29 protein-coding genes and 1 tRNA gene are annotated in these 25,065 nt (G+C 67.2%); 14 read left to right on the top strand and 16 right to left on the bottom strand.

Annotated features, from left to right (window positions below):
• Positions 1–21: 21 nt before the first annotated feature.
• The 9 genes from O5I81_RS10445 to O5I81_RS10405 all read left to right on the top strand — a co-directional run bounded on the left by O5I81_RS10445 (position 22) and on the right by O5I81_RS10405 (position 8,451).
• Positions 22–96, top strand: a tRNA-Gly gene (locus O5I81_RS10445).
• Between the two features lie 107 nt (positions 97–203).
• Positions 204–1,253, top strand: a complete 1,050-nt coding sequence (locus tag O5I81_RS10440) for a sugar phosphate isomerase/epimerase (RefSeq protein WP_271068882.1) — start codon at positions 204–206, stop codon at positions 1,251–1,253.
• Positions 1,243–2,376: a Gfo/Idh/MocA family oxidoreductase gene (locus O5I81_RS10435; RefSeq protein ID WP_271068881.1), complete on the top strand. Its 1,134-nt coding sequence runs from the start codon at positions 1,243–1,245 to the stop codon at positions 2,374–2,376. Before O5I81_RS10440 ends, O5I81_RS10435 begins: the two co-directional genes overlap by 11 nt.
• Positions 2,376–3,134: a TIM barrel protein gene (locus O5I81_RS10430; RefSeq protein WP_271068880.1), complete on the top strand. Its 759-nt coding sequence runs from the start codon at positions 2,376–2,378 to the stop codon at positions 3,132–3,134. Before O5I81_RS10435 ends, O5I81_RS10430 begins: the two co-directional genes overlap by 1 nt.
• Before the next feature lie 10 nt (positions 3,135–3,144).
• Positions 3,145–4,827 (top strand): GMC family oxidoreductase, encoded by a 1,683-nt coding sequence (locus tag O5I81_RS10425; protein WP_271068879.1) that lies wholly within the window; start codon positions 3,145–3,147, stop codon positions 4,825–4,827.
• Positions 4,827–5,552, top strand: coding sequence for a sugar phosphate isomerase/epimerase (locus tag O5I81_RS10420; protein WP_271068878.1), 726 nt, complete (start codon positions 4,827–4,829; stop codon positions 5,550–5,552). The genes O5I81_RS10425 and O5I81_RS10420 overlap by 1 nt, the downstream gene beginning before the upstream one ends.
• 19 nt (positions 5,553–5,571) lie before the next feature.
• Entirely contained in the window at positions 5,572–5,904 is a 333-nt protein-coding gene (locus tag O5I81_RS10415) for a hypothetical protein (RefSeq protein WP_271068877.1), read from the top strand.
• Positions 5,905–5,959: 55 nt separating this feature from the next.
• The gene (locus O5I81_RS10410; protein ID WP_271068876.1) at positions 5,960–6,559 is read left to right on the top strand and encodes an HD domain-containing protein; all 600 of its coding nucleotides are present in this window, start codon (positions 5,960–5,962) and stop codon (positions 6,557–6,559) included.
• Between the two features lie 56 nt (positions 6,560–6,615).
• Positions 6,616–8,451 (top strand): hypothetical protein, encoded by a 1,836-nt coding sequence (locus tag O5I81_RS10405; RefSeq protein WP_271068875.1) that lies wholly within the window; start codon positions 6,616–6,618, stop codon positions 8,449–8,451.
• On the opposite strand, the gene O5I81_RS10400 is transcribed toward O5I81_RS10405, so the two are convergent.
• The 9 genes from O5I81_RS10400 to O5I81_RS10360 all read right to left on the bottom strand — a co-directional run bounded on the left by O5I81_RS10400 (position 8,448) and on the right by O5I81_RS10360 (position 13,937).
• A complete protein-coding gene (locus O5I81_RS10400) occupies positions 8,448–9,365 on the bottom strand; it encodes a TraB/GumN family protein (protein WP_271068874.1) in 918 nt (305 codons plus the stop codon). The genes O5I81_RS10405 and O5I81_RS10400 overlap by 4 nt on opposite strands.
• 30 nt (positions 9,366–9,395) lie before the next feature.
• Entirely contained in the window at positions 9,396–10,265 is an 870-nt protein-coding gene (locus O5I81_RS10395; RefSeq protein WP_271068873.1) for an alpha/beta hydrolase, read from the bottom strand.
• 33 nt (positions 10,266–10,298) lie between these two features.
• Complete coding sequence (locus tag O5I81_RS10390; protein ID WP_271068872.1) at positions 10,299–10,958, bottom strand: hypothetical protein; 660 nt, start codon at positions 10,956–10,958, stop codon at positions 10,299–10,301.
• On the bottom strand, positions 10,955–11,155 hold the full coding sequence (locus O5I81_RS10385) for a helix-turn-helix transcriptional regulator (RefSeq protein WP_271068871.1): 201 nt from the start codon (positions 11,153–11,155) through the stop codon (positions 10,955–10,957). Before O5I81_RS10385 ends, O5I81_RS10390 begins: the two co-directional genes overlap by 4 nt.
• Positions 11,152–11,556 carry a hypothetical protein gene (locus tag O5I81_RS10380; RefSeq protein WP_271068870.1) on the bottom strand — a complete coding sequence of 135 codons (405 nt, stop codon included), beginning with the start codon at positions 11,554–11,556 and terminating at the stop codon, positions 11,152–11,154. The genes O5I81_RS10385 and O5I81_RS10380 overlap by 4 nt, the downstream gene beginning before the upstream one ends.
• A gap of 14 nt (positions 11,557–11,570) precedes the next feature.
• On the bottom strand, positions 11,571–12,017 hold the full coding sequence (locus O5I81_RS10375) for a hypothetical protein (protein WP_271068869.1): 447 nt from the start codon (positions 12,015–12,017) through the stop codon (positions 11,571–11,573).
• Between the two features lie 103 nt (positions 12,018–12,120).
• Complete coding sequence (locus O5I81_RS10370; protein ID WP_271068868.1) at positions 12,121–12,534, bottom strand: hypothetical protein; 414 nt, start codon at positions 12,532–12,534, stop codon at positions 12,121–12,123.
• Entirely contained in the window at positions 12,531–12,899 is a 369-nt protein-coding gene (locus O5I81_RS10365) for a hypothetical protein (protein WP_271068867.1), read from the bottom strand. The genes O5I81_RS10370 and O5I81_RS10365 overlap by 4 nt, the downstream gene beginning before the upstream one ends.
• 18 nt (positions 12,900–12,917) lie before the next feature.
• Positions 12,918–13,937 carry a 2'-deoxycytidine 5'-triphosphate deaminase gene (locus tag O5I81_RS10360; protein ID WP_271068866.1) on the bottom strand — a complete coding sequence of 340 codons (1,020 nt, stop codon included), beginning with the start codon at positions 13,935–13,937 and terminating at the stop codon, positions 12,918–12,920.
• 404 nt (positions 13,938–14,341) lie between these two features.
• Here O5I81_RS10360 and O5I81_RS10355 point away from each other — a divergent pair.
• Positions 14,342–15,102 (top strand): IS5 family transposase gene (locus tag O5I81_RS10355; protein WP_271065152.1). Its coding sequence is split into 2 segments (ribosomal slippage): positions 14,342–14,666 and positions 14,666–15,102, totalling 762 coding nucleotides; the frame shifts between segments, so codons are not numbered across the junction.
• A 65-nt stretch (positions 15,103–15,167) separates the two neighbouring features.
• Here O5I81_RS10355 and O5I81_RS10350 read toward each other — a convergent pair.
• A complete protein-coding gene (locus tag O5I81_RS10350; protein WP_271068865.1) occupies positions 15,168–15,383 on the bottom strand; it encodes a hypothetical protein in 216 nt (71 codons plus the stop codon).
• 97 nt (positions 15,384–15,480) lie between these two features.
• A complete protein-coding gene (locus O5I81_RS10345) occupies positions 15,481–16,749 on the bottom strand; it encodes a tetratricopeptide repeat protein (RefSeq protein ID WP_271068864.1) in 1,269 nt (422 codons plus the stop codon).
• 142 nt (positions 16,750–16,891) lie between these two features.
• Here O5I81_RS10345 and metZ point away from each other — a divergent pair, with 142 nt between their 5' ends.
• Both metZ and apaG read left to right on the top strand, forming a co-directional pair.
• Positions 16,892–18,076 carry an O-succinylhomoserine sulfhydrylase gene (gene metZ, locus O5I81_RS10340; protein WP_271068863.1) on the top strand — a complete coding sequence of 395 codons (1,185 nt, stop codon included), beginning with the start codon at positions 16,892–16,894 and terminating at the stop codon, positions 18,074–18,076.
• Positions 18,073–18,504 carry a Co2+/Mg2+ efflux protein ApaG gene (gene apaG / locus O5I81_RS10335; protein ID WP_271068862.1) on the top strand — a complete coding sequence of 144 codons (432 nt, stop codon included), beginning with the start codon at positions 18,073–18,075 and terminating at the stop codon, positions 18,502–18,504. The genes metZ and apaG overlap by 4 nt, the downstream gene beginning before the upstream one ends.
• Before the next feature lie 186 nt (positions 18,505–18,690).
• Here apaG and O5I81_RS10330 read toward each other — a convergent pair whose 3' ends face one another.
• From O5I81_RS10330 to O5I81_RS10320, 3 genes are all read right to left on the bottom strand, one after another.
• Positions 18,691–19,605 (bottom strand): Hsp33 family molecular chaperone, encoded by a 915-nt coding sequence (locus tag O5I81_RS10330; protein ID WP_271068861.1) that lies wholly within the window; start codon positions 19,603–19,605, stop codon positions 18,691–18,693.
• Positions 19,606–19,904: 299 nt separating this feature from the next.
• Entirely contained in the window at positions 19,905–20,687 is a 783-nt protein-coding gene (locus O5I81_RS10325) for an enoyl-CoA hydratase-related protein (protein WP_271068860.1), read from the bottom strand.
• A 50-nt stretch (positions 20,688–20,737) separates the two neighbouring features.
• Positions 20,738–21,268, bottom strand: coding sequence for a gamma carbonic anhydrase family protein (locus tag O5I81_RS10320; protein ID WP_271068859.1), 531 nt, complete (start codon positions 21,266–21,268; stop codon positions 20,738–20,740).
• 309 nt (positions 21,269–21,577) lie between these two features.
• Here O5I81_RS10320 and O5I81_RS10315 point away from each other — a divergent pair, with 309 nt between their 5' ends.
• On the top strand, positions 21,578–22,345 hold the full coding sequence (locus O5I81_RS10315; RefSeq protein WP_271068858.1) for a PhoH family protein: 768 nt from the start codon (positions 21,578–21,580) through the stop codon (positions 22,343–22,345).
• 149 nt (positions 22,346–22,494) lie between these two features.
• Positions 22,495–23,751 (top strand): MFS transporter, encoded by a 1,257-nt coding sequence (locus O5I81_RS10310; RefSeq protein ID WP_271068857.1) that lies wholly within the window; start codon positions 22,495–22,497, stop codon positions 23,749–23,751.
• Between the two features lie 6 nt (positions 23,752–23,757).
• Here the strand turns inward: O5I81_RS10310 and O5I81_RS10305 are convergent, their stop codons facing one another.
• Both O5I81_RS10305 and O5I81_RS10300 read right to left on the bottom strand, forming a co-directional pair.
• The gene (locus O5I81_RS10305; protein WP_271068856.1) at positions 23,758–24,585 is read right to left on the bottom strand and encodes a D-alanyl-D-alanine carboxypeptidase family protein; all 828 of its coding nucleotides are present in this window, start codon (positions 24,583–24,585) and stop codon (positions 23,758–23,760) included.
• Between the two features lie 5 nt (positions 24,586–24,590).
• A complete protein-coding gene (locus tag O5I81_RS10300; protein WP_271068855.1) occupies positions 24,591–24,989 on the bottom strand; it encodes a hypothetical protein in 399 nt (132 codons plus the stop codon).
• Positions 24,990–25,065 lie beyond the last annotated feature (76 nt).

The raw sequence follows: 25,065 nt of genomic DNA, 5'->3' as shown, positions 1-25,065 counted from the left end.
GCCCCGGCCCAGCCGGGCGATGCGGCCGTAGTTCAGAGGTAGAACGTCAGCTTCCCAAGCTGAATGTCGGGGGTTCGATTCCCCCCGGCCGCTCCAATTTCCCCGACAATTCGCAGGCCCCGACGCCGTTCAGCCCTTGCGGGCCGGACCGAAGCGTCGTGTGCTGTGCGCAACAACGAGAACAGACGACATCGGGAGGATACGTGAAGGGACCGGCCATTTTCCTGGCGCAGTTCGCTTCGGATGAAGCGCCGTTCAACAGCCTGAAGTCGATCGCCGAATGGGCCGGGAGCCTGGGCTACAAGGGCGTGCAGATTCCCACCTGGGACCGTCGCCTGTTCGACCTGAAGCTGGCGGCCGAGAGCGACGCCTATTGCGACGAGGTCAAGGGCATTCTGGCCGACGCCGGCGTCGAGGTCTCCGAACTCTCGACCCACAGCCAGGGCCAGCTGGTCGCCGTTCACCCGGCCTATGACGAGATGTTCGACGGCGGCGTGCCCCGCGAGGTGCGGGGCAACCCGAAGGCCCGTCAGGCCTGGGCCGTCGAGCAGGTTCTACTCGGCGCCAGGGCTTCGCGACGGCTGGGCCTCGACGCCCATGTCACCTTCTCCGGCTCGCTGGCCTGGCCCTATTTCTACCCCTATCCGCAGCGGCCCGCCGGCCTGATCGAGGAAGCCTTCGACGAGCTGGGGCGGCGCTGGCGGCCGATCCTCGACGCCTTCGAGGAGGTCGGGGTCGATCTCTGCTACGAGGTGCACCCCAGCGAGGATCTGTTCGACGGGACGACGGTGGAGATGTTCTGGGATCGCGTGGACCACCATCCCCGCGCCTGCCTGCTCTACGACCCCAGCCACTTCATGCTGCAGCAGCTGGACTATCTCGAGTACATCGACCTCTACCACGACCGCATCAGGATGTTTCACGTCAAGGACGCCGAGTTCCGGCCGACCGGGCGGCAGGGCGTCTACAGCGGCTACGCGCCCTGGAAGGAACGGGCCGGCCGCTTCCGCTCGCTCGGCGACGGCCAGATCGACTTCAAGGCCATCTTCTCGAAGTTCGCCCAATACGGCTACCAGGGCTGGGCGGTGCTGGAATGGGAGTGCGCCCTGAAGGACCCGGTCGACGGGGCCCGCGAAGGCGCGCCCTTTATCCGCGACCACATCATCAAGGCCACCGGCAAGAGCTTCGACGACTTCCTGGCCACCGGCGTCGACCAGGCGGCCAACCGCAGGATGCTGGGCCTTGACCGCTAGGCGGCTGAAGCTGGGCATGGTCGGCGGCGGCGACGGCGCCTTCATCGGCGGCGTACACCGCATGGCCGCCCGACTGGACGGCCGTTGGGACCTGATCAGCGGAGCCTTCAGTAGTGACCCGGTGCGGTCACAGGCGTTTGGCCGGTCGCTGGGATTGGCGGACGACCGCTGCTACGGCGACTGGCAGGCGATGGCGCGGGCGGAGGCGGCGCGCGCCGACCGGATCGACGCGGTCGCCATCGTCACCCCCAATCATCTGCATCACGGGCCGGCCAAGGCCTTCCTCGAGGCCGGCATCGCGGTGATCTGCGACAAGCCGCTGACCACGTCTCTGGCCGACGCGCTGGACCTCGCCGAGGCCGTGGAACGGGCCGGCGCGCCCTTCGTGCTGACCCACAACTACAGCGGCTACGCCATGGTCCGGCAGATGCGGGCGATGGTCGCCGAGGGCATGCTGGGTGCGATCCGCGTAGTGCAGGCGGAATACGCCCAGGACTGGCTGGCGACCGATCAGTCGGGCAACAAGCAGGCTGACTGGCGCGGCGATCCGGCCCGGGCCGGGGCCGGCGGCGCCCTGGGCGACATCGCCACCCATGCCTATCACCTGGCCAGCTTCGTCACCGGCGAGACGGCGCAGGCGGTCAGCGCCGAGACCTCGCGGTTCGTGCCCGGCCGGCGCCTCGACGACGACGTGCAGATCCGCCTGCGCTGGGCCAGCGGCGCACGGGGCCAGCTGTGGGCCAGCCAGGTCGCCATCGGGGTCGCCAACGGCCTGCGCCTGCGCCTCTACGGCGAGAAGGCGGCGCTGGAATGGGCCCAGGAGGAACCGGACCTGCTGCGCTACGCGCGGCTCGGCGAGGCGCCTCAACTTCTCCGTCGCGGCGGGCCGGGCCTGTCACCGGCGGCCCAGGCGGCGACGCGCATCCCGGCCGGACATCCCGAGGGTTACCTCGAAGGCTTCGCCCAGATCTACGCCGATGCGGCCGACCTGATCGGCGGCGGCTCCGCTCCGATGCTGCCGGGCATCAGCGATGGCGTCGATGGCCTGCGCTTCATCGAGGCGGCGGTGGCCAGTGCGGCCGGCGACGGGCGTTGGATCGCGCTGAACGAAGGGGCGAAGTGATGCGGCAGAGCTTTGCCTGGTGGTCCTTCACCATGGGCCGTGAGATCGACCCCGCCGCCTTCCTGGCGCAAGCGGCGGCGGCCGGCGCCAAGGGCGTCGAGATGCTGCCGGAGGACCTCTGGCCCGTGGCGCGGGACCTCGGCCTGTCGGTCGTCACCCTGACCGGCCACAAGCTGGAGGAAGGCTTCAACGACCCGTCTCGCCACCCTGCCCTGCAGAGCGAAGTGCGCCGGAACATCGATGCCGCCGCCAAGGGCGGCTGCGAGCAGGTCATCGTCTTCGCCGGCAACCGCATCGGCGACGGCGGTGACGACCGGGCCATCGCCGCCTGCGTCGAGGGCCTCGCGCCGGTGGTCGCACATGCGCAGAGCGCCGGGGTGCAGCTGCTGATGGAGCTGCTCAACAGCAAGGTCGATCATCCCGGCCAGCAGTGCGACCGCACCGCCTTCGGCGCCGCCGTGGCGCGCGGGGTCGGCTCGCAGGCTCTCAAGCTGCTCTACGACGGCTATCATATGCAGCTGATGGAGGGAGACCTCTCCCGCACCATCAAGGCCAACCTCGACATCATCGGCCACATCCACACCGCCGGCGCGCCCGGCCGGCGCGACCTGGACGACCGGCAGGAGATCAACTGGCGCGGCGTGGCCGGGATGCTGAAACATCAGGGCTACGACCGCTGGGTCGGTCACGAGTTCATTCCGCGCGGCGAACCGATCACCGCGCTCAAGCAGGCGATAGACCTGTTCAACCAGGCCTGAGGGGGATGCGATGGCGTTCGACGCGATTGTCGTGGGGTCGGGGATCAGCGGCGGCTGGATCGCCAAGGAGCTGTGCGAGCGCGGCCTCAAGGTGCTGATGCTGGAACGCGGGCCGGATATCGAGCACGGCGGGCCCGACTACAGCAAGGACACCGCCCTGCGGCTGCGGCCCGACGAGGACCAGGTGTCCGACGAGGACAAGGCGCTGCACTACCCCTACTACGAGGGGGTTTCCTACGCCCTGTTCAATTCCAACCGGAAGTTCTGGGCCAGCGACCACGACTATCCCTACGAGACCGTTCCCGGAAAGCCTTACCGCTGGATCCGCGGCTATCACCTCGGCGGCCGCTCCCTGACCTGGGCCCGGCAGTCCTATCGCTGGGCGCCGCAGGATTTCGAATCCAATCTGGCGGATGGCCACGGCGTCGACTGGCCGATCCGCTACGAGGATCTGGAGCCCTGGTACGATCATGTCGAGGCCTTCGCCGGGGTCAGCGGCAATTACGACGAAATTCCGCAGTTGCCGGACGGCGACTTTCTGCCCCCCTTCCCGTTCAACTGCGTCGAGGAGGCCGTGAAGGCGCGGATCGAGGACGCCTTCCCCACCCGCCGGATGATCATGGGCCGCACGGCCAACCTCAGCCGGGTCGCCAAGGCGCAGATGGACGTGGGCCGCAAGAAGTGTGAGCAGCACGTCAAATGCCACCACGGCTGTCAGATCGGCAGCTACTTCTCCTCGCTGGCCGCCACCCTGCCGGCGGCCCGGGCGACCGGCAACCTGACCATCGTCACCGACGCCATCGTCGAGAGCGTGACCTGTGATCCGGTGACCAAACGCGCCACCGGCGTGCGGGCGATCAACCGGCTGACCAGACAGGGCGTCACCTACGAGGCGCGGCTGGTCTTCCTCAACGCCTCGGCGATCAACACCGCCGCCCTGCTCTTGAACTCCCGGTCCGACGCCTTCCCGCGCGGCCTGGCCAACGGCAGCGACCAGGTCGGCCGCAACCTGATGGACCATGTCAGCTGCGGGCAGGTGGTCGGCACATTCCACGGCTGCGAGGATCAGCCCTGGCAGAACGACCGGCCGACCGGCATCTACATCCCCCGCTATGGCAATATCACCGAGGAGGAAAAGCCCTATCTGCGCGGCTTCGGCATCCAGGGCGGGGCCCGCAAGGTGCGGCGCGAGGGTGGCGAGCTCGACGCGTCAGGCCGGCCGAAGAAGGTCTGGATCATGCATCTGGGCCCGTTCGGCGAGGTGCTGCCCAACCCGGGCAACCGGGTCACCCTGACCCCCTCGCGGGTGGACAGCTGGGGCATCCCGCTGCCGGTCATCGACTGCGAGCACGGGGCCAACGAGTACGCCATGATGATGGACGCGGCCCGCGACTCCGCCGCCATGCTGGCCGCCGCCGGCTGTACCGACATCACGCCTTGGCAGGAGGCCGGAGCCTACCTGACCCCGCCAGGCGACCGCATCCACGAGATGGGCACCGCCCGCATGGGCCGCGATCCCGGAACCTCCGTCTTCAACGGCTGGGGCCAGGCGCACGACGTGCCGAACCTGTTCTGCTCGGACGGCGCGGTGATGGCCTCCAGCGCCTCTATGAACCCCTCGCTCACCTACATGGCGCTGTCGGCCCGCACGGCCAACCACGCCGCCGACCTGCTCGAACAAGGAGCCCTGTGATGAAACCCGTCGGTCTCCAGCTCTACACCCTGCGCAAGCCCTTCGCCGAAGACCCGATCGGCACGCTGGAGCGCATCAAGGCGACAAGCTACGACGAGGTGGAGTTCGCCGCGCCGCTGGAGATGGACTTCGTCCCGCTGGCCGCCCGGATGAGCGAGATCGCCCTCGACTGCCCGTCGGTCCATATCGGTCTCGCCGACATGACCGACCGTCCCGAGCGGGTGTTGGAGGTGGCAAAGACCCTGGGCTGCCGCTTCATCGTCATGCCCTTCGTCGATCCGAACACCGCTGACTGGCCCTCTGTCGTCGGCCAGATCGAAACCTTCGCCCGGCGAGCGGCCGGCGAGGGCTTCACCACCTGCTACCACCACCACCACTTCGAGTTCGACACCTCGAAGGGAACCCGGCCCTTCGACATCCTGCTGACGGCCGATCCGGACCTCGTCTTCTTCGAACTCGATGTCTACTGGCTGAAGACCGGCGGCGAAGACCCCGTGGCGATGATTGACAGGTTGGCCGGCCGGGTGAAGCTTCTTCACCTCAAGGACGCCCTGCCTGACGGCGCCATGACCGACGTCGGCGCCGGCACGCTCGACTTCCCGGCCATCATCGCCGCCGGCCGCGCCGCCGGGGTGGAGCATTTCTTCGTCGAGCATGACGTTCCGCCCAAGCCCTATTGGCCGAGCGTCGAGACCAGCGCTAAGTACCTCCGGACACTCGACTAGGAGCGACGCCATCATCGCCTTGCTGGCCTTCGCCGCCTGTTTCCTGCTGACCAGCGCCCTGAGCTGGGCCGCCGTTCGCTTTGTGCCGGCTTTCAAGGGTTTGTTGGCGATCACCCTTCCCCTGGTGTTCGCGCCGGTCTTTTCGGTTGCCGGCTTCTATCTGGCCGAAGTCGCCACCGTCTGCGAGCCGCAGCCGGCGCTCGACTGTGCAACGCTGATGTCTTTCGCCACAGGACTGGCGGCCTTTCTCTTTGGCGGCGGCGCAATGGTTGGCGCCGTGGTCGGCGGCGCGCTTGCCTGGAAGGACTACAGGAACGCACGGACAACAAAGGCGGCACACCAGCGAGATTGACGCCCGCTCTCCCCTCCCGCACCATGGCTCAAACATGTGTTTGGGAGGACAGACGATGGCTGACGGCGAGCACGGGCACGAAGCGCAGGCCAAGTTCCACGCCATGGTCGATGGCACCCAGGAGGACTGGTTGAACATCTCCAAGGCCGCCGCCGAGTTCGGGCGCGGCCTGCCGGACCGGCTGATCGCCCACCTCAACCTGCTCAAGGGCGACTGCGGCGGCTTCGCCATCGACCGCCTGGAGCACAGCCTGCAGACGGCCACCCGCGCCCATCAGGCCGGCATGGACGAGGAATACGTCGTCTGCGCCCTCCTCCACGACATCGGCGACACCCTGGGCCCGCGCAATCACGCCGACGTCGCCGCCGCCATCGTCCAGCCGTTCGTCTCCGAGCGGAACCACTGGATGGTCGCCAACCACGCGATTTTCCAAGGCTATTACTTCTTCCATCACCTGGGCCTGGACCGGAACATGCGCGATCAGTACCGCGGTCATCCGGACTTCGAATACACCGCCCAGTTCTGCCACCTGTTCGACCAGGAAGCCTTCGATCCGAACTTCGAGTCGATGCCGCTGGAGGCCTTCGAGCCCATGCTGCAGCGGGTGATGACCAGCCCCAAGCGGTCGATCTACCTGCGCGAAACAGTGGCCTGATATCGAGTACCCATGTTAGGCATAGGCCCGAGGGACCTGTCGGGAAGCCTAGAGTCGTGTTTGACAGCGTAGAGACCGCGCCCGGCCTGCTCGACCGGTACGCCACCGGTGACGTCAGCAGGGCCACGATCGACAGTTGGCAGCTGTTGCACACCACAGCCGACCGCGATCCGGAAGCCCTCGCCGAGGCGCTGCAGATGGCGGCGGTGGTCAACGCTTCCGCCTTTACCAGCCTGGCGCCGCGGGCCGGCTTTGGCATGGCCGTGGTCGGGTTGGATCATCGTTGCCATTACGCGGACAGTCGGTTCCGGGACTGGCTCGGCGCCCCCGGGGACAATCCGGCCCTTCGCCGACTGGCGCATCAGGCCGCCCGGCAGGGTCAGGCGTCGGGACTGGTCGATGGCGTGGAGGGCGCCGCCATGGCCGTCTGCGCCGCCGGACCCGAGGCGATCGCCAACTGGCCGGCGCCGGCCGAGGTGCGGGACATCGCCCTGGCCGGCGCCAAGCGCATCGTGCTGATCTGCTTCGCCCCCTCGCGGGACAAGTCGCTCGCCCTGGAGGCGGCGGGCATGCTGGGGCTGACGCCGCTGGAGTCGCGGCTGGCCGAGGCGATGCTGGATGCGCCGACGGTGCAGGTGGCCGCCGAACGGATTGGGGTCGGCTACGAGACGGCGCGTGAGGCGCTGGGCAAGATCAAGAAGCGGCTCGGGGTCAAGCGGACCAGCGACATCGTCCGCCGGCTGATGACCCTGATGTGCGGCGACATCTTCCTGGAGCCGGACCTCAAGCCGCTGATGGCCAAGGTGCTGGGCGCAACGCCAGCCGAGGCGCGGGTCGGGGCGCTGACGGCCGAAGGGCTGAGCGCGCCCGAGATCGCCGCCAGGCTGGGCGTGCGCGAGGCGACGATCCGCGGCCAGTTGAAGGCGCTCTACGCCAAGGCCGGCGTCGGCCGGGCCCGGGACCTGGTGCGCATCGTCACCGAGGCCGGCGCCCTGGTGACCATGACCCACGGGGCCGAGACGGCGCTGCAGCCGGAGAGCCTGTCGGGCCGGCTGCGGGTCATCCAGACCCGGGATGAGCGCCAGGTCGCCTTCTGGGACTATGGGCCGCGCGGGTCGCGGCCGATCCTGATCCTGCACGGCTCGATTACCGGGCGCACTCTGCCGCCGACGTTCGTGGCGATGATGCATGCCAGGGGCTGGCGGCCGATCGTGCCGCAGCGGCCGGGATTTGGCCTGACCGAGCTGAACCGGGGCGACTATCTGACCACCTGCGCCGACGACATGGCCGATATTCTGGGCGCCCTGCGCCTTGGCCAGGTTCGCATCGCGGCCCGCGATGACGCCACCGCCGCCGCCCTGGCCTTCGCCGCCCGCTATCCCGACAAGGTGCTGGACGGGGTGCTGCTGCGGCCCAACGCCTCGGGCGCCGACCATGTGCGGGCGGTCAATACGGTCACGGGGGCGGTGAAGCGGCTGTTCTATTCCCAGCCCGACCTCATCGGCCTGATCGCCGAGTTGATGCGCCGCCAGAACAGCACCAGCCTGCTGCGCGAGACCGTCCTGCGCTCGTCCCAGACGATCGAGGCCGACCGGCTGATCGTCGAGGAACCGACGGTGCTGACCAGCGTGATCCGCGATTGCCAGGCGATGTCGGCGCGGACCATCCGCGGCTTCGCCGTCGAACAGGTCCTGTTCGCCCGCGGCTGGACGCCGCCACAGGTCGTCGGCGGCGCCAGCTGGCGGGTCATCGAGTTTCCGGAGATGCCGATGCCCGGCCTCCAGGATGTCTACGGTCACCTGCCCGGCGTGAGCTTCGGGGAACTGCCCGGCGCCGGACTGTTCCCCTATTACTCACATCCCGAACCGCTGACGGCCCTGCTGACCGCCTAGTAGCGCTCCGCCTTGACGCCTTCCTTGGCCAGGAAGGTCTGCACGCTGTCATTGCCGATCAGGTGGGCCGAGCCGACCGAGACAAAGCTGACGCCGCTGCCCTTCAGGCGCTCGGCCAGAACCTTGGCCCAGGCGGCGTTCCGGTCGACCAGCAGGACCTTGTAGAGGTCCGGGTACTCGCCCTTCATGTCGGAGACCAGGTCGGTCTCCAGGGCGGCGATGTCGCCGACCGCCCAATGCTTGACCAGGCCGTCAAGCATGTCGGCGCTCTCGTCCAGCTCGTCGATGCTGCTCATCAGGAACTCGACCTGCATCTCGACCGGCAGGCTGTCGAAGAACCGCAGCTGCTGTTCGGAGGTCTCGAAGGCCTTGAGAGGCTTCTTGGCCTCCTCGCCGCCCTTCTTGATGATGCTGTCGACGCCCGAATTGGGATCGAAGCCGGACTTCACCATGGTCAGCACCGACAGGGTGACGGCCGCCAGCCAGGGCTTCATCATCTCGACGCCGGCGATCGGGAGACCGACCTTCTCGGAGGCGCCCTTGAGGCGGGCGAACTGTTCGGGCGTCAGCTTCTTGGACAGCGGGTTGGCCTGGTCGACGCCCAGGCTCATGACCAGCGACTGCATGTTGGCGGCGTCGTCGCCGTCGGTGATCTCGAACCACAGCTCGTCGGCCGAGGCGAGCGCCGCCTCGAACTTCGGCGTCCGCCACTTGGTTTCCGGCCGCAGCAGATGGACGGTGCCGAACAGGTAGATGGTCGAATCCGCGTCGCGGATGACCCACATGGCGGGGCCAGGAGCCTGCGGCGGGGCGGCGACGACGGGGGGCGCGGCCGTGGCGCTGGAACAGGCGATGCCGAGCAGGGCGACGGCGCTGACGGCCAGGACCTTTGCGGTCCGCAGGGGCTTGAACATGAAGCTTTCCACTCTGTCTGGGGTGTGAAGTTATTTCAGGAAGGTCTCGACTTCGCCGAGGAAAGCCTCGGGTTGATCGAGCATGATGAAGTGCAGGGAATTGTCGATCTCGATGACCTTGACCCCCTTCAGGGCGGCGTAGTTGTCCTTGTAGACGCCGCCGATGATGGCGCCGACGAACCCCATGCTGGCGTCCTTGGCGTAGAGCACGGTGACCGGGGTGGTGATGGCGGCCAGTTCGCCGCGCAGGTCCGAGGTCATCACCTCATAGGTCACCTGGCCGACCACCTGGCGGTCGCTGGCCATCGACCAGGCGACGGCGTCCTTCTGGCCCTGCTCATTCTTGACCAGCGTCTTCATGGTGCGGGTCTGGACCTTCAGCAGATCCTCGTCGCTCAGGGTCGCGAAGTTGGCGCGGGTCCGGGCCGCGACCGGCTCAGCGGCGGCGGCGTCCTTGGCCTGGATCAGGATGCTGAAGAAGGGAAAGGCGTCGACGACCATCAGCCGGCCGAGGCTTTCGGGATGGCGGCGAGCCAGAGCCAGGCCGGTGAAGCCGCCCATCGAATGGCCGATGACGGCCGGACGGTCGAGCTTGTTGTCCGCGACATAGGCCGCCAGTTCCTCGACCATGCCATCGACAATCGGCCCCTGGGCGTTGGCCCCGGCCGGACTGCCGGCAAAGCCGTTCACCTGAACGATGTGCAGCCTATAGCGTCCCTCGAGAGCCTTTGCTGTCGGCTCCCAGACAGCGCGGCTTGAGGCCAGCCCGGGGATCAGGATGACATCCGGCCCCTTGCCGCGCACCTCGACAGTGAAGCGGGTCGGCTGGGCGGCATGGGCCAAACCGGGGGCCAGGAAGGCCAGGATGACGGTGAGCAGGCGCATGGTCTTGAGCAGCATGGCGGGGAAATCCTACGGGGAGGTGTCAAAAGGTCAGGCAAGGCCGCGGCGCATCGACATCGCCGAGGAAACGATCAGGTAGAAGCCCATCATGATGGTCATCATGTCCCAGGCCGACAGGGCGGGCGCGAGGTTGAGCTTCTCCGCCGCCGCCCAGAGGAACAGCAGGCCCTGCAGGACCCAGAAGCAGACGGCGCCGGTCTGGGAGATGGTCTGGCGCATCAGCTCGTCGGCCCGGCGCCAGACCAGCAGGTTGTAGGCCGTCTGGGCCAAAAAGGCGGCGACGACGGCCAGCATGACCGCCGAGGCGATCGGGAACGGCAACGGGTCGAATACCGCCACGGCGACAACCGGCGCGGCCATCATCGCGCCGGCCAGGAAGAGCACCAGTCCCTGCTGCCGATAGAAGGAGGCCTGACCGACCGTCGCCGGCCGTTCGCCTTCGGGATCCATCATCCGGCCGGCGGCGCGGCGATTGAGGCTGACGAGGCCGATGATCAGGCCGAGCGCCATCAGGGCGACGGCGATCACCCCGGCGGCTTCGTCGGACCAGCTCATCGACGAGACATCGATGACGCCGGACTTCATGAGCTTGCCGACGCCGAACCCCAGGGCTCCGCCGAAGATGAGGCCCAGGCAGACCAGGATGCTCCGCACGGTCAGGCGGCGGGTGGACGCGGTGGAAGAGGTCATTGTGACGCTCCGTCGTCGAAGATGGTTTCGATGGGTTGCTCGAAGAGGCGGCCGATCTTGAAGGCCAGCGGCAGGCTGGGATCGTACTTGCCGGTCTCGATGGCGTTGATGGTCTGGCGCGAGACCTCCAGCCGGTCGGCGAGGTCAGCCTGGCTCCAGTCGCGCTCGGCGCGCAGGACTTTCAGGCGGTTCTTCACCGGTAACGTCTCCAGATGAAGGGCTGCGACAGGCCCATGGCCCCGCAGAACAGCGGGAACATCAGGAAGCTGGAGAGGTGCGGCACCAGATCGGCGTTTTCCAGGAAGCCCCAGACCGTCGCCACCGCCAGGGTGATGCCGATGCCCCAGAGCATGGCCTGCACCGCCATCGCCTGAAGGAACTCGTCGGTTTCCTCGATCAGGTATCGGCCCATGACCCAGATCACCACCAGGATCGGCAGCGCGGGCGCCACGGCCAGGGCCCAGAGCAGCGGCCCCTCCGGGTGCAATCGCTTGATGGCGAAGAGCGAGCCGACCAGCACGGCCACATAGAGCAGCATGCTTGGAATGAAGCGTTTCATGTAGCGGCGGACGGCGGGGCTCATGGCGCGGGACGTCATCGGGAACGCTCCTTCTAGCGATTACGCAGCCACCACGCCGCCCAGGCGATGGTGTAGCCGACGAAGGCGAGGACGACGGGGATCAGCAGGCCGGTGGCCATCAGGCCCGCGTCACCGGGAAACAGGGCGAACTGCCGGAGCGAGAAGTCCGGCTCGATGGCGAACAGCAGCCCGAGCAGACCGCCGGCGACGGCCAGGCCGCCCGAGCCGCCCCAATACCAGCCGGTCTTGTGGGCCTCCTTGACCGCCTCGTCGGCTTCCTTCCACCAGCGCAGGCTGGCCTGCATTGAGGCGACCGAGACCACGAAGCCGACAACGGCCATGATCGCGGTGATCACGCTGGTTTCCATCCGCAGGGAGGCGAAGGCCAGAACCAGACCGGCGGCGGCCCCGGCGAAGGCGAGGAACAGCTGATTGCGGCTGCGTGCGGCGCGGCCTTGGCCGGTCGTTGTCTTGTCCATGTCATCCACCCTTGTCGTTATGACAAGGGTGCTTGTCTCATTCGGCCAAGAGCGTGTCAAGCGTCCTAGACATTACGTCCAGTTCACCTGACTAACCCAACTCCTAGCCGCGACCTTGAGGTTCGTTGACAGCGCGCAGATTGCGAGACTTGATAAGATCTCTCAATGCATTTGCATCGCTCTGGCCCTGCAACGCAAAGAACCCGCAAAATCCTCCTCCCGCTAAACATCCAACTCCAACTGCCACCAAAAATAGGCTGAAGAGCCCCACCGGCTTGTGAACTACCGCAAGATGCACCGCATCAGCGATCGAGGGCAGCAATCCCAAAAACGCGCCCAGCAACATCGTCGACAGCCCAAGTGCAATGGGTCTGGATATATTTACCAACTTATCCAGCTCATGATCAAAGATGAAATGCCAGGTTATACTATCTGGACGCGTCTCAAATATTTGAAATGGAAGCGTGGATCCGGCGTTCATATGAGCCGGGACACTATTCTCGAATGCCTCGCTCATCCAACCACCCCCGCTAGATAGAACGGCTGCGCCAGGAACGTATATCTAATCTCCACACCCGGCGGAAAGTGCGCGTTCCCGGTGTAAGAAACCGCCACAAAGGTCAAAGAGATGTGATTGCCATTGATGGTCCCGACATTGTCGAACACCCATTGAGCAGCTATACCCAAAGAGCCAGATATTTTGAACTTTAGAGACTTACTGTTAGGAATTTCGGTATAGCAACTAGGAGGAAGAGAACTTAAATTAATTTCAAAAATGTAATTTATATCTTCAATATTTACCGTAAGGGTGCCTTCAGATGAAAGCACAGCGACGCCCGACGCCACAACATCGCGATGCCCAACTTTCTCTAAAACTCTCAAGACGGCCCCCTTCAGGTGCTATTTCCAGACCTTGAAGTGCTTTGACAGCTTCAGCCCCTGGCGCAGGTAGTGCGAGCCGTCCTCGCCGTAGAGGCGGGTCGGGCGGGCGGTGAGCGGCTCGTAGACCAGGCGGGCGACGGTCTGGCCGTCTTCCAGCAGGAAGGGGGTCTCGTGGCTGCGCACCTCCAGCACGCCCTTGGAGCCGACCGAGTCGGTCTCCGCGGTGCCGAAGCCGGGGTCGAAGAAGCCCGCATAATGGACGCGGAACTCGCCGACCGCCGGGTCGATGGGGGTCATCTCGGCGGCCTGCAGGACGGGGATCTCGATGTCGTCCTTGGAGGCCAGGATGTAGAATTCATTGGGGTCAAGCAGCAGCTCGCCCTTGCGCGGCTCCAGCGGCTCCCAGAAGTCGCGCGGGTCGTGACCGTCCTCATGGTCGAGGTCAATGACCCCGGCGTGGCGGCGACCGCGGAAGCCGGCCATGCCGGACGACAGATCGACGCCGACGCTGCGGGTCTCAAGGATCTGCGGCTTGCCGCGCTTGAGGCGCAGCTGGTTGAGGCGGGTGCCCGGACGGACGAGGACCGAGAAGGTCTGCGGCGCGATCTCCAGGTAGAGCGGGCCGTGATAGCCCTCGACCACGTCATCGAAGGCGTGGCCATGGTCGGTCAACAAGCGGACGAAAACATCGACCCGGCCGGAAGAACTCTTGGGATTGCCGCGCGCCGAGATGCCGGGCGGCAGGGCCAGCGTTTCCTGGATTTCGGCGATGTAGACACAGCCGCGCTCCAGCACGGCCCCGCCGCGCGTCAGGTCGAGCTCATGCATGGCGACGTCGGGCAGCCGCTCGGAAACCTTTCGGCGGCCGGGCAGGAAGGAGGCGCGCACGCGCCAGACCCGCAGGCCCAGGCGCAGGTCGAGACTGGCCGGCTGGACCTGGTCGGCATCGAACGGGGTAAGCGAGGTGATGGCGCCTTGCGCGACCAGATCCTCGATGGATTGGCAGGGAAGAATCCCCGCGGACGGTGTTTCTGTCATCGTCGAACCACATTCGCCGCGCGCGCGGCGGCTGGCAAGGGAATCTTCGGGTGGAGGAGTGAACCGCTATCGAAGCGGTCGTCCATTATACCGCGGGCCTCCGACCTACGAAAAAGTCCGGCGATCGGCCCGGAGGCCGGTGGCTCGGCGGAATCCCTTGCGGCGTGGGGTTTTGCGTTGGCCTGGCGTTCGCGTCCGTAGGCTGGCGCGTAGGCCGACCTGTAGGCCGACCGGCGGGATTTGTGGTCCGGTTTGGTTGCACGCCGGCCTACACCGCGTGTCGCAACCGATGATGTCTGACCCCCAAGGCGTCAAAAGGCGATGAATATGTCTAGGCTGTAGGGACGATTTAGGATTCCCATGGATTCCGGGTTCTGATTCAAAGCTGCTTTTTGGAGGCGGCCTTGGAAGGCGAGGTTCTGCGGGACGATCAGTGGGCTCGGATCGAGCCGTTTGTGCCAGGTGGGCGCAAGGGCAAGCGGGGCCCGCGCAGCAACGGGCGTCTGTTCATCGACGCCCTGTTGTGGATGGCCCGTTCGGGGGCCCGGTGGAAGGATCTGCCCGAGCGCTTTGGGCCCGTTGAACGAGCCAAGAAGCGATACTACCGGTGGGTCGAGAAGGGCGTGCTGGACAAGATCTTTGCGGCGGTGGCGGCGGACCCTGACCTGGAATGGGTGATGCTCGACGCCACGGTCATTCGGGCCCACGCCCAAGCCGCTGGAGCGCGGCGAAAAAGGGGGGCCCGGACGCCCAGGCGCTTGGCCGTTCTCGCGGCGGATTCGGCACCAAAATCCACGCCGGCGTAGACGCCCTGGGTCTGCCGATCCGGCTGATGCTCGGCCCAGGACAGCAGAATGACGTGGCTCCGGCCAGCGATCTGATCGACGGACTGGCCGCCCAGCATCTCATCGCCGACAAGGCCTATGACTCCCACCCCCTCTACGCGAAGGTCATCGAGCAAGGTGGTGATCCGGTCGTGCCGCCGCGCCGCAATCGCCTGCGCAAGCACAGCTACGACAAGGACATCTATAAAGAGCGCAACCGCATCGAGCGCTTCTTCAGCCGCATCAAGCACTGCCGGCGCATCGCCACCCGCTACGACAAGCTCGCCCAAACCTTCATGGGCTTCGTAAAGCTCGCCTGCATCATGCTCTGGCTCAAATGATTAAATCGTCCCTACAGCCTAGACATATTCACCAACCCATTGATCAGACGGAGGTTTTTGACGGGCTAGTGATGCGCCTTGTGCCCGGTCCCCTGCCCCAGCACCCAGACGCCGGCCCCGACGCCGAACAGCAGGATGGCGTCGGTCAGGCTGGTGGTGGCGCCCAGCGCGACCGGCGAGAAGCGGCCGATCGGGTCGGCCAGCACCAGCAGGATGAAGTTGAGCATTCCGAACAGGGCGAGGATGGCCGCGAACACGCGGAAGATCGTCGTCAGGGGCAAGGTGTGGTTCTCCGGCAAGGGGAAGTACGCACGCTACGTTAACGCTAACGTGGGCTCGCCGAACAGGGTTCCGCGTCCAGGGTCGGATAGCCGACCCTCAGCCCCGGGCGATGGCCCGCTCGGCGGTCAGGGCCTCGGCCAGGGCCGCGTCGCCGCCGCGCCGGGCGGCCTCGATCAGGGTCAGGTCGATGATGTCGCGCTGGGCGTGGCTGCCGCCGAAGCGGGCGGCGCCGGAGCGGACGGCCCGCAGCAGCGCGACGCTGGCCCGATAGTCGCCGGCCCCGAAGGCGTCGATGCCCCGCGCCACCGGCAGGCCGACCTCGCGGGCGACCACCGCCGCATCCCCCTGCCCGGCCGCCGCCTGTTCCAGCGCGGCCAGCACGGCGTCGGCCTCGTCGCGGCGGCCGGTGGCGGCGAAGGCCATCATGGCGTGGGCGTCGTCGAAGGCGTAGGCCCCGTGCGGCTGGCGGACGTACAGGTCGGCCAGATCGGTCCAGCGGTCACCGACGTCGGCCCCCATCAGATGCATCCGCCACAGCAGGCCGGCGGCGTCGACCATGTCGAAGGCGAGGTCGGACCGGTCGGCGAAGATCGGACCGTCGAAGGCCTCCAGCGCCCCATCGACGTCGCCGAGGCCGAGGTGAAACAGCGCCGTATGCCACCAGTTGTGGACGGCGAAGAAGCTGCCTTCCGTCCAGGTCGGCACATCCTGGCGCATGAAGGCGATGCCCTCCTCGCGCCGGTCCTGCATCTCCATGACGTGGGCGACGGCGTGGCGGGCCCAGCCGTTGCGCGGCTCGATCTCAAGGGCCAGGCGGCCGGCCGCCTCGGCCCGGCCGTAGGCGCCGGTCTCCTCCAGCCCGAAGGCCAGCATGCCCTGCATGGCGTGATAGCCCGGCATGCCGCGTGACCAGGCCGGCAGCGCCCGGCCGATGCGGTCGCGCAGCATGCGGGAGTCGCCAAGCAGGAAGTCGAGTGTCTGGCCGATCTGCAGGGCGACGATGTCGCGCGGCTCCGCGATGGCGGCGTCTTCCAGAGCCCGGGCGGCGGCGGGGATGTCACCCTCGACCAGGGCGGCCAGCGCCGCCTTGTGGGCCCGCTCGCCGGCCGTGCCGTCCAGTCCCGCCACCACCTCAAGGCACCGGCGGCCGACCCTAGCGACGCGCGGGTTGGAGCCCAGCAGGTGCATGTAGCCCTTGAGCACATGGGCCATGATGAAGCCCGGGCTGTCGGCGATGGCGGCGTCCAGTTCGCCGACCGGATCGCCGGCATAGCGATTGTAGGCCGCCACCGCCCGGTCCCAGGCGTCGGCGGCGGCGCGGCTGGCGCCAGTCAGGGGAAGACCGTGGGCGTCGGTGAGGCTCATGGGCGGCGATGATCCGCCGGTCGGCGGGCGGGCGCAACCTCCCAGCCCGGCTGACAGAGCCTTCAACAGAAGTTTGGGGGCCGCAGGCTTGCCCCTGGCGCCCCGATGCGGTTCAAGCGCCGCAAGACGAAGGAGCCCCCCCATGGCCGATGACCCCAAGAGCTGGCAGCCGGCCACCAAGCTGATCCGCGGCGGGCTGAACCGCAGCGCGTTCGGCGAGACCTCCGAGCCCATCTATCTGACCCAGAGCTTCGTCTACGAGAGCGCCGGGGCCGCCGACGCCCGATTCGCCGGAGACGATCCGGGCTTCGTCTACAGCCGCTACGCCAATCCCACGACCCAGATGTTCGAGGAGCGGTTGGCGCTCCTGGAAGGCGCCGAGTTCTGCCGCGCCGTGGCAAGCGGCATGGCCGCCGTCCACACCGCCCTCACCGGCCTGCTGAAGGCCGGAGATCACCTCGTGGCGGGCCGGGCGCTGTTCGGCAGCTGCAACTGGATCGTCACCAACTGGCTGCCCCGCTTCGGGGTCGAGACGACCTTCGTCGACGCGACGGACCTGAAGGCCTGGGAAGCGGCCATGCGGCCGAACACCAAATGCGTGCTGGTCGAGAGCCCGGCCAACCCGCTGCTGGAAATCACCGACATCGCGGCGGTCTGCAAGATCGCCCACGCCGCCGGGGCCAAGGTGGTGGTCGACAACGTCTTCGCCACGCCGATCTTCCAGAAGCCGCTGGAGCTGGGCGCCGACATCGTCGTCTATTCGGCCACCAAGCATATAGACGGCCAGGGCCGGGTGCTGGGCGGGGCCATCCTGGGCGACTTCGCCCTTATGGACGAAGCCTACCGCGACATCCTGCGCCACACCGGCCCGGCGATCAGCCCGTTCAACGCCTGGGTCCTGCTCAAGGGCCTGGAGACCCTGGACCTGCGGGTGCGGCGCCAGACCGAGACCGCCGCCGTGCTGGCCGATGTCATCGCCGATCACCCGGCTGCCTGCTCTGTACGCTATCCGGGCAGGGCCGATCACCCGCAATCTGAGGTCGCCAGGGCCCAGATGAGTGGTTTCAGCAACCTGCTGGCCTTCGACCTCGGTTCGCGTGAGGCGGCATGGCGATTCCTCGACGGGTTGAACCTCGTCGACATCAGCAACAATCTGGGTGATGCCAAGTCCATGGCGACCCATCCGTCCACCACCACCCATCGTGCGATGCCCGAGGAAAAGCGGCTCGAAATCGGGCTGACCGAAGGGTTTGTGCGCATGAGCGTGGGGCTGGAGGATGTGGCCGACCTGACGAAGGACATCGTTCAGGCGTTGGATGCTGCATGAGACCGATCAGGAAACGCGGAACCACCGACAGCCCGGTCTATGAAGCCCGCACCCGCGACGTCGTCGTCCGGGTGAAGGCCAGTTACGAGCCGGCGCACTCGGATCCGATCGAGAACAAGTATTTCTGGAACTACACCGTCGAGATCGAGAATCACGGCGTCGAGACGGTGCAGTTGGTGTCTCGCCGCTGGGTGATCACCGACGCGCGCAACCAGCGGGAAGAGATTCGCGGCCGCGGCGTCGTCGGCGAGCAGCCGATCCTGAGAGGCCGCGAGGCCTTCCGCTATGTCTCGGGATGCCCGCTGGATACGCCGTCCGGCCTGATGAGCGGCGCCTACCAGATGCTCACCGACGACGGCGTGGCCTTCGAGGCGGCGATCCCGGAGTTCTCGCTGCATCTGCCGGGGGCGTCGAAGAAGCTGAACTAGCACCATCCTTCCCCGTTCACGGGGAAGGGGGACCGTCCGCGCAGCGGATGGTGGAAGGGGCGAGTGACAGAGCGCCCCGTCTAAGGTTTCGAAGACTTGGCGAGAGCCTGGCGCGCCGGTGCACGGCCCTCGCCCCCTCCACCACCGGCTTCGCCGGCGGTCCCCCTCCCCCGTACGGCCTTCGGCCTACGGGTGAGGATGAGTTTCCGCTACGTCAGGATCGATCGCATAGACCCGGCTGCAGTATTCGCAGGTGACCCGGATCTTGCCGTCGTCCTCGACCATCTCGGCCTTCTCCTCGTCGGAGAAGCTCTCGATCACCGTGGCGATGCGGCCTTCCGAACACCGGCAGAAGGCCTTCAGGGGATGGGGTTCGAAGACCCGCACGCCGTCCTCGTTGAACAGGCGCCACAGCAGGGTTTCGGACGGCAGGGTCGGATCGACCAGTTCGTCCTCGCCGGTGGTCTGGAACAGGGCCTCGGCGCGGGTCCAGACGTCTTCGGTCGAGCCGCGGGCGTCGTCGGAGGCGATGTTCTGGATCATCAGGCCGCCGGCCCGCCAGGTGGGGCCCTCGCCGGTATCGACCTGGCCGACGGCCAGGCGGATGCGGGTCGGGGTCTGTTCGGACTGGGCGAAATACTGCTCGGCGCAGAGGGCCAGGGTCTCGCCCTCGATCTGGGTGATGCCCTGGTAGCGCTCCATGTCCTCGCCCTGGTCCACCGTCATGATGAACAGGCCATCGCCCAGCAGGGTTAGGGCCCCGGGACGGATGAAGCCCTGGCTGACCTCGGCGACGCGGTCGGGATCGAAGCGGCAGTAGCCGCGGAACTGGCCGGTGGTGTCGTAGTCGCAGACAACATAGGAGACCGGGCCGTCGCCCTGGGCCTGGACGATCAGCCGGCCCTCGAACTTCAGGCTGGAGCCGACCAGGGCCCCGAGCGCGCAGGCCTCGCCGAGCAGGTTGGCGACCGGCTCGGGATAGTCATGGCGGGTCAGCACCTCGTGGATCGCGGCGCCGAGACGGGTGATGCGGCCACGGACCGGCCAGCCTTCGATCTGGAACGAGGCGACGAGGTCGTCGGGAAGGGGAGATTGGGTCATGAGCGGGTCTAGATAGGCGACCCGCCGGAAATTGCGAGGGGTAGCCGCGGACTCGCGCGGGTTTCGCTCTCCGCCCCTGGGGCGGAGGACAGGTTTGGAGCGGAGCGACAAACCAGGAGGCGGGACTTCCACCGGCGGATGGGCGCTGACGCTGCCGCCGGTGGTTCCGGGAACGCGCCAACCTTCATACGCCGGTGGGCCCGCCTCCTGCTTTCTCGCTTGAAGGCTCGAAAGCGGTCCTCCGCCCGGGGGGGCGGAGAGTTTGGACTACCGCGTCCGCCTCTGAGGAGCCCTACCCTCTACCGGCCCTTCCACTGCGGCGCGCGTTTCTGCGCAAACGCCATCGGCCCCTCGACGAAGTCCTCCGACTTGAACAGCGCCGCCACCGCCGGGTGCTTGAACTGTTCCTTGATGGCGGATTCCAGCGACGGGGCGTCGAGGCCGTTCATCACCGCTTCCTTGGAGGCGCGGATCGACATCGGGCTGCATTCGCTGATCATCGCCGCCCACTTTTTCGCCTCGGCCATCAGGTCGGCGGCCGGGACGACGGCGTTGACGAAGCCCAGCTGCTCGCCCTCGGCGGCCGAGACGCGGCGGGCGGTGAGGATCATGCCCATGGCCCGCTTGACGCCGATGGTGCGCGGCAGCCGGTGCAGGCCGCCGGCCAGGGCGGCGAGGCCGACCTTCGGTTCCGGCAGGGCGAAGACGGCCGTGTCGGCGGCCAGGATGATGTCGCAGGCCAGGGCGATCTCGAAGCCGCCGCCCATGGCGATGCCGTTGACCGCCGCGATCAGCGGCTTGTTGAGGTCGAACCGGCTGGTCAGGCCGGCGAAGCCCGACGGCGGGCTGCCCATCTTGCCGCCGCCGGCCTGGTGCTTGAGGTCGTTGCCGGCCGAGAAGGCGCGCTCGCCCGCCCCGGTGACGATGCCGACCCACTGCTCCGGATCGGCGGCGAAGGCGTCGAAGGCCTCGTGCAGCTCGAAGTGGGCCGGCGAATGGAGGGCGTTCATCACCTCCGGCCGGTTCAGCGTGAAGATGGTGACCGGCCCCTCGCGGTCGACCTTGATGAATTCGTAGGCCATCGGCTTGCTCCCTTGTTGGGCTCAGCAAGCCCCCCTTTCCGCCACGTCCGTCAATCGATGACGGTCAGCTCCCGCACATACCGCTTCCAGTTCTCGACATAGTGGTGGGCCGAGGCCTCGAGGATACGCGCCCGGTCGGCGTCGATCTCGCGTACCACCTTGCCCGGCGCGCCCATGACCATGCTGTTGTCGGGAATTTCCTTGCCCTCGGTGATCAGGCAATTGGCGCCGATCAGGCAGTTGCGACCAATTTTCGCGCCATTGAGGATAATCGAGCCGATCCCGACCAGGGTGCCGTCGCCGATCGTGCAGCCGTGCAGCATGACCAGATGGCCGACCGTGACGTTGGCGCCAATAGTCAGCGGCACGCCGAAGTCGGCGTGAAGAACAGAGCCGTCCTGGACGTTCGAATTCTCACCGATGGTGATGGTATCGGTGTCGCCCCGGCACGTGGCGCCCCACCAGACGCTGGCGTTCTTCTTGAGCCGCACGTCGCCCATCACCGACGCACTGGGCGCGATCCAGTATTCACCGTTTTCAGGCAGAGTCGGACGCCGATCGCCCAAAGCATAAACAGTCATCCGTCCACCCCGTATCTTGCGCGAAGGCGCTTGCTTAACCGCTCATAAACCAAGTTACCCTCATCCTAGTCGGGCGATTCGAGGGGGCCAACCACCTCCTCGAACCTGTCATGGTCGACCCTTCGGCCATGTGCTCCGACGATGGAGACCTGGGTGTCGCGTTACGAGTCCCGGCGGTATCCCCCGCCTGAGCATTGCAGTGAAAGCGGACCACCCGGCCGCGCATGCGACTCCATCATTCCTGTCCCGACCCGAGGGCGCGCCGTTGTGGCGACGCCCTTTTTTCTTGCCCCTGTGGAGGCCTGATTCATGACCAAGCGAGCCCTCAAGCGCGTTGCCCGCGAAGGCGCCTTTGATGCCGGTCAATTCGGAGACGACGGCAAGGTGCGCCGTCTTCCGGTCGGATCCGGCTGGTCGCCACTCGGGGGGCATGGCCAGGAGGACAGGGACCAAGGCTATCTGAAGACAATAAAACCCAAGTCCGAGGGCCAGAAGGCGTTGATGGAAGCCATCGACAGCAAGAACCTGGTCATGGCGCTGGGCCCAGCCGGGACGGGCAAGACCTACATCGCCATCGCCAAGGCCGTCGAGGCGCTGGAGGCCGGGACCGTCGGCCGCATCGTCCTCAGCCGCCCGGCGGTCGAGGCCGGCGAGTCGCTGGGCTACCTGCCCGGCGATGTCGAGGACAAGCTGGCCCCCTACCTGCGCCCCCTCTACGACGCCCTGTCGGACCGCCTGTCGATGAAGCGGGTCAAGGCGCTGATCGCCGAGGGCCTGATCGAGATCGCCCCGGTCGGCTACATGCGCGGCCGCACGCTCAACAACGCCTTCGTGGTCATCGACGAGGCCCAGAACTGCACCTATGTGCAGCTGAAGATGCTGCTGACCCGGCTGGGCTGGCATTCGACCATGGTGGTCACCGGCGACCCGGCCCAGTCGGACCTGCTGCCGACCCTGTCGGGGCTCGCCGACATCTCCGAAAAGCTGGAATCGGTGGGCAACATCTCCGTCGTCCGCCTCGCCGACCGCGACATCGTCCGCCATCCGCTGGTGGCCGAGATGCTCAGCGTCATCTGACGCCTTCGGCCCCCCTTGGCTCGAAGCGGGCCAAGGGGGCGTCGTTCAAAATGAACTGACGCCAGGGATTGTTTTCAAAAGCAACTTACTCCATCTAGTCGCCAGCGCGACAGGGCCGTCGCCTCCCTCTTGATGCGACAGGTCCCGCCATGACTCGCCCCTTTGGCCAGCGCTACGCCTTCGTCGCCGTCGGCGTCGTCTTCCTCTGCCTGATGGCCGCCGCCGGCCTGCGCTCGGCGCCGGGGGTGCTGATCCAGCCGCTTGAGCAGGCCTTCGGCTGGGACCGGGGCGTCATCTCGCTGGGCGCCGCCGTCGGCATCTTCCTCTATGGCCTGACCGGACCCTTCGCGGCGGCGCTGATGAACAGCTTCGGGGTGCGGCGGACCCTGACCCTGGCGCTGCTGCTGATGAGCGGCTCGGTCGCCCTCAGCCTGTTGATGACCCAGGCCTGGCAGTTCGTCGCCACCTGGGGGGTCATGGCGGGCCTCGGCAGCGGCGCGGTGGCCATGGTGCTGGGCGCGACGGTGGTCAATCGCTGGTTCGTCAGCCATCGAGGCCTGATGCTGGGCGTCGTCAGCGCCTCGGCGGCGTCCGGCAGCCTGGTCTTCCTGCCGGCCATGGCGTCCCTGGCCCAGAGCGGCGGCTGGCAGCCGGTGGCCATCGTCATCGCCCTGGCCACCGGCGCCCTGGCCCCGGTCGCCTGGCTGCTGCTCCCCGAACGCCCCTCGGACATCGGCCAGACGCGCTACGGGGCCGGCCCGGGCGATTCCCCGCCACAGCCCCTGCCCGCCCGCCAGGCCCTGACCGGCGCCTTTACCGCGCTCGGCCGGGCGGCGAAGACCCAGACCTTCTGGCTGCTGTTCGGCTCCTTCTTCGTCTGCGGCCTGACCACCAACGGCCTGGTCGGCGTCCATATGATCTCACTCTGTGTCGACTACGGCCTGCCGGAAGTGCGGGCCGCCGGTCTGCTGGCCCTGATGGGGATCTTCGACCTCATCGGCACCACGGCGTCAGGATGGCTGACCGACCGCTACGACCCCCGCAAGCTGTTGTTCGTCTACTACGCCCTGCGCGGCCTCTCGCTGATCGCCCTGCCCTTCCTGCAGTTCGACCTGTTCAGCCTGACCCTCTTCGCGGTTTTCTACGGCCTCGACTGGATCGCCACCGTGCCGCCAACGGTCAAGCTGGCCAACGAGGCCTTCGGCGACCAGGACGGCCCTATCGTCTTCGGCTGGATCGCGGCCGGCCACCAGCTGGGCGCGGCCAGCGCCGCCTTCGGGGCCGGCACCTGGCGCGCGGCCCAGGGACGCTACCTGGAAGCCTTCGTCATCGCCGGGGTCGCCGCCCTGACGGCCGCGGCGGCCTCGCTGCTGGTGCGGCGGATGACGACCGCGCCAGCCTGCTAGGCGCCGCTAGTCGGCAAGCCCCGGCTTGGCGCCGAACCGTTCGCGCATCACCGCGTCGATATGGGACCAGGCGAAAAGGTCCGTCGCCCCGCCGTGCGCTCGTAGCTGCACATGGCCTGCGTCCGGCCGGGAAAACCGCAGTCCGGCGGTCAGCCCCAGCTTCTCCGCCAGGGTGGCGTAGGTCTCATAGCAGGGGTCGGCGCCGCTCTCGACCATCTGGCCGTTTCGATAGCAGTAGCAGTCCGCCGCCTCACCCCATTGGTGCCAGCCGGCGCCGGGTAGCGCATTGGTCAGCCAGGCCTTCTGGCGTTTGATGTCGCGGTGCGAGGCCAGAATGTCCGCCAGCCAGGGCGCGTCTGCCTCCCGCAGTCTGGTGACGGCCTGGTCGATCTGCGCCGGGCTGCGCTGATCCCAGCGGCAGTAGTACTGCGCCTGAACATCCGGCGTGCGCAGTCCCTGGCTGATCCTGAAGACCAGACCCTTTTCGGCGCAGGCCTGAAACAGGGTTGTGAGCTTGCTGGCGAAAACCGGGTCCAGTCCAAAGCCGGCGAACGCCGGATTGACGGTCGCCGACGTCGGCTCGGGTGGCGCCGGCGGGCCGGCCTTCAGCGGCCCGCAGGCGCCGGACCAGACATAGGCCGCGGGCTCGACCTGGTACCAGTGGGCGTTTCCTTGCACCGACTCGCCGACCACCAGGGCCAGGACCTGCAGTTGGGTTCCCGCCGGCAGCTTGCGAATCACGGGAGCCGCGCGGTTGGGCAGGCCCTGACGCAGGTTGGCGAGAGCCGAAATCTCGACTCGGCCAGTCACATTTATGGGGATGGTCTGGGTCATGGCGATTATCCGAGGGCTCCGTCGTTCGCGTCGGCGCCAGCAGCCGGCGGCGCTTCCGGCGTCGCGCCGTCGCGAGAGGCTTTGCTGATCTGCCCGATGAAGCCCTCGATGAAGTCGGCGCCGGCGTAGCCGATCGCCGCGATCGCCATGACCTCATGCAACTGGATCTGATTGATCTTCTGGACGACGCCGATTCCCCCCAGCGAGCCGGCGATAAAGCCGATGGCGAGGGACACGAAGATCCTGCTGGCGGCGATCAGGTCGGTCATGCCGACCTCCTTCACCGCCGCTTCCTGGGCCAGCTTCTTCAGCCCCACCGCCGTGCGGGCGCCCTGGCCCATCGCCCCGACAAGGCCGCCGAAGGTGAGAAGGGTGATCCACTGGTACATGTCATAGGGCGGCATCAGCGTGCTCCGTCGTGCGGTCCACCCTTGAGTTGGCGGATGTTCCTGCGCACTGTCGAAGCTGCTCCAAACCGAG

Origin of the sequence: Caulobacter sp. NIBR1757 (assembly GCF_027912495.1) — a bacterium.
Classification (GTDB): Bacteria; Pseudomonadota; Alphaproteobacteria; order Caulobacterales; family Caulobacteraceae; genus Caulobacter.
This window is presented reverse-complemented; position numbering and strand designations above follow the sequence as displayed.

Coding starts and splice junctions, on each gene's coding strand:
- O5I81_RS10430 (WP_271068880.1), top strand. CDS start 2,376: ATGCGGCAGAGCTTTGCCTGGTGGTCCTTCACCATGGGCCGTGAGATC.
- O5I81_RS10425 (WP_271068879.1), top strand. CDS start 3,145: ATGGCGTTCGACGCGATTGTCGTGGGGTCGGGGATCAGCGGCGGCTGG.
- O5I81_RS10420 (WP_271068878.1), top strand. CDS start 4,827: ATGAAACCCGTCGGTCTCCAGCTCTACACCCTGCGCAAGCCCTTCGCC.
- O5I81_RS10410 (WP_271068876.1), top strand. CDS start 5,960: ATGGCTGACGGCGAGCACGGGCACGAAGCGCAGGCCAAGTTCCACGCC.
- O5I81_RS10400 (WP_271068874.1), bottom strand. CDS start 9,365: ATGTTCAAGCCCCTGCGGACCGCAAAGGTCCTGGCCGTCAGCGCCGTC.
- O5I81_RS10395 (WP_271068873.1), bottom strand. CDS start 10,265: ATGCTGCTCAAGACCATGCGCCTGCTCACCGTCATCCTGGCCTTCCTG.
- O5I81_RS10390 (WP_271068872.1), bottom strand. CDS start 10,958: ATGACCTCTTCCACCGCGTCCACCCGCCGCCTGACCGTGCGGAGCATC.
- O5I81_RS10380 (WP_271068870.1), bottom strand. CDS start 11,556: ATGACGTCCCGCGCCATGAGCCCCGCCGTCCGCCGCTACATGAAACGC.
- O5I81_RS10375 (WP_271068869.1), bottom strand. CDS start 12,017: ATGGACAAGACAACGACCGGCCAAGGCCGCGCCGCACGCAGCCGCAAT.
- O5I81_RS10370 (WP_271068868.1), bottom strand. CDS start 12,534: ATGAGCGAGGCATTCGAGAATAGTGTCCCGGCTCATATGAACGCCGGA.
- O5I81_RS10360 (WP_271068866.1), bottom strand. CDS start 13,937: ATGACAGAAACACCGTCCGCGGGGATTCTTCCCTGCCAATCCATCGAG.
- O5I81_RS10345 (WP_271068864.1), bottom strand. CDS start 16,749: ATGAGCCTCACCGACGCCCACGGTCTTCCCCTGACTGGCGCCAGCCGC.
- metZ (WP_271068863.1), top strand. CDS start 16,892: ATGGCCGATGACCCCAAGAGCTGGCAGCCGGCCACCAAGCTGATCCGC.
- apaG (WP_271068862.1), top strand. CDS start 18,073: ATGAGACCGATCAGGAAACGCGGAACCACCGACAGCCCGGTCTATGAA.
- O5I81_RS10330 (WP_271068861.1), bottom strand. CDS start 19,605: ATGACCCAATCTCCCCTTCCCGACGACCTCGTCGCCTCGTTCCAGATC.
- O5I81_RS10325 (WP_271068860.1), bottom strand. CDS start 20,687: ATGGCCTACGAATTCATCAAGGTCGACCGCGAGGGGCCGGTCACCATC.
- O5I81_RS10320 (WP_271068859.1), bottom strand. CDS start 21,268: ATGACTGTTTATGCTTTGGGCGATCGGCGTCCGACTCTGCCTGAAAAC.
- O5I81_RS10315 (WP_271068858.1), top strand. CDS start 21,578: ATGACCAAGCGAGCCCTCAAGCGCGTTGCCCGCGAAGGCGCCTTTGAT.
- O5I81_RS10310 (WP_271068857.1), top strand. CDS start 22,495: ATGACTCGCCCCTTTGGCCAGCGCTACGCCTTCGTCGCCGTCGGCGTC.
- O5I81_RS10305 (WP_271068856.1), bottom strand. CDS start 24,585: ATGACCCAGACCATCCCCATAAATGTGACTGGCCGAGTCGAGATTTCG.
- O5I81_RS10300 (WP_271068855.1), bottom strand. CDS start 24,989: ATGCCGCCCTATGACATGTACCAGTGGATCACCCTTCTCACCTTCGGC.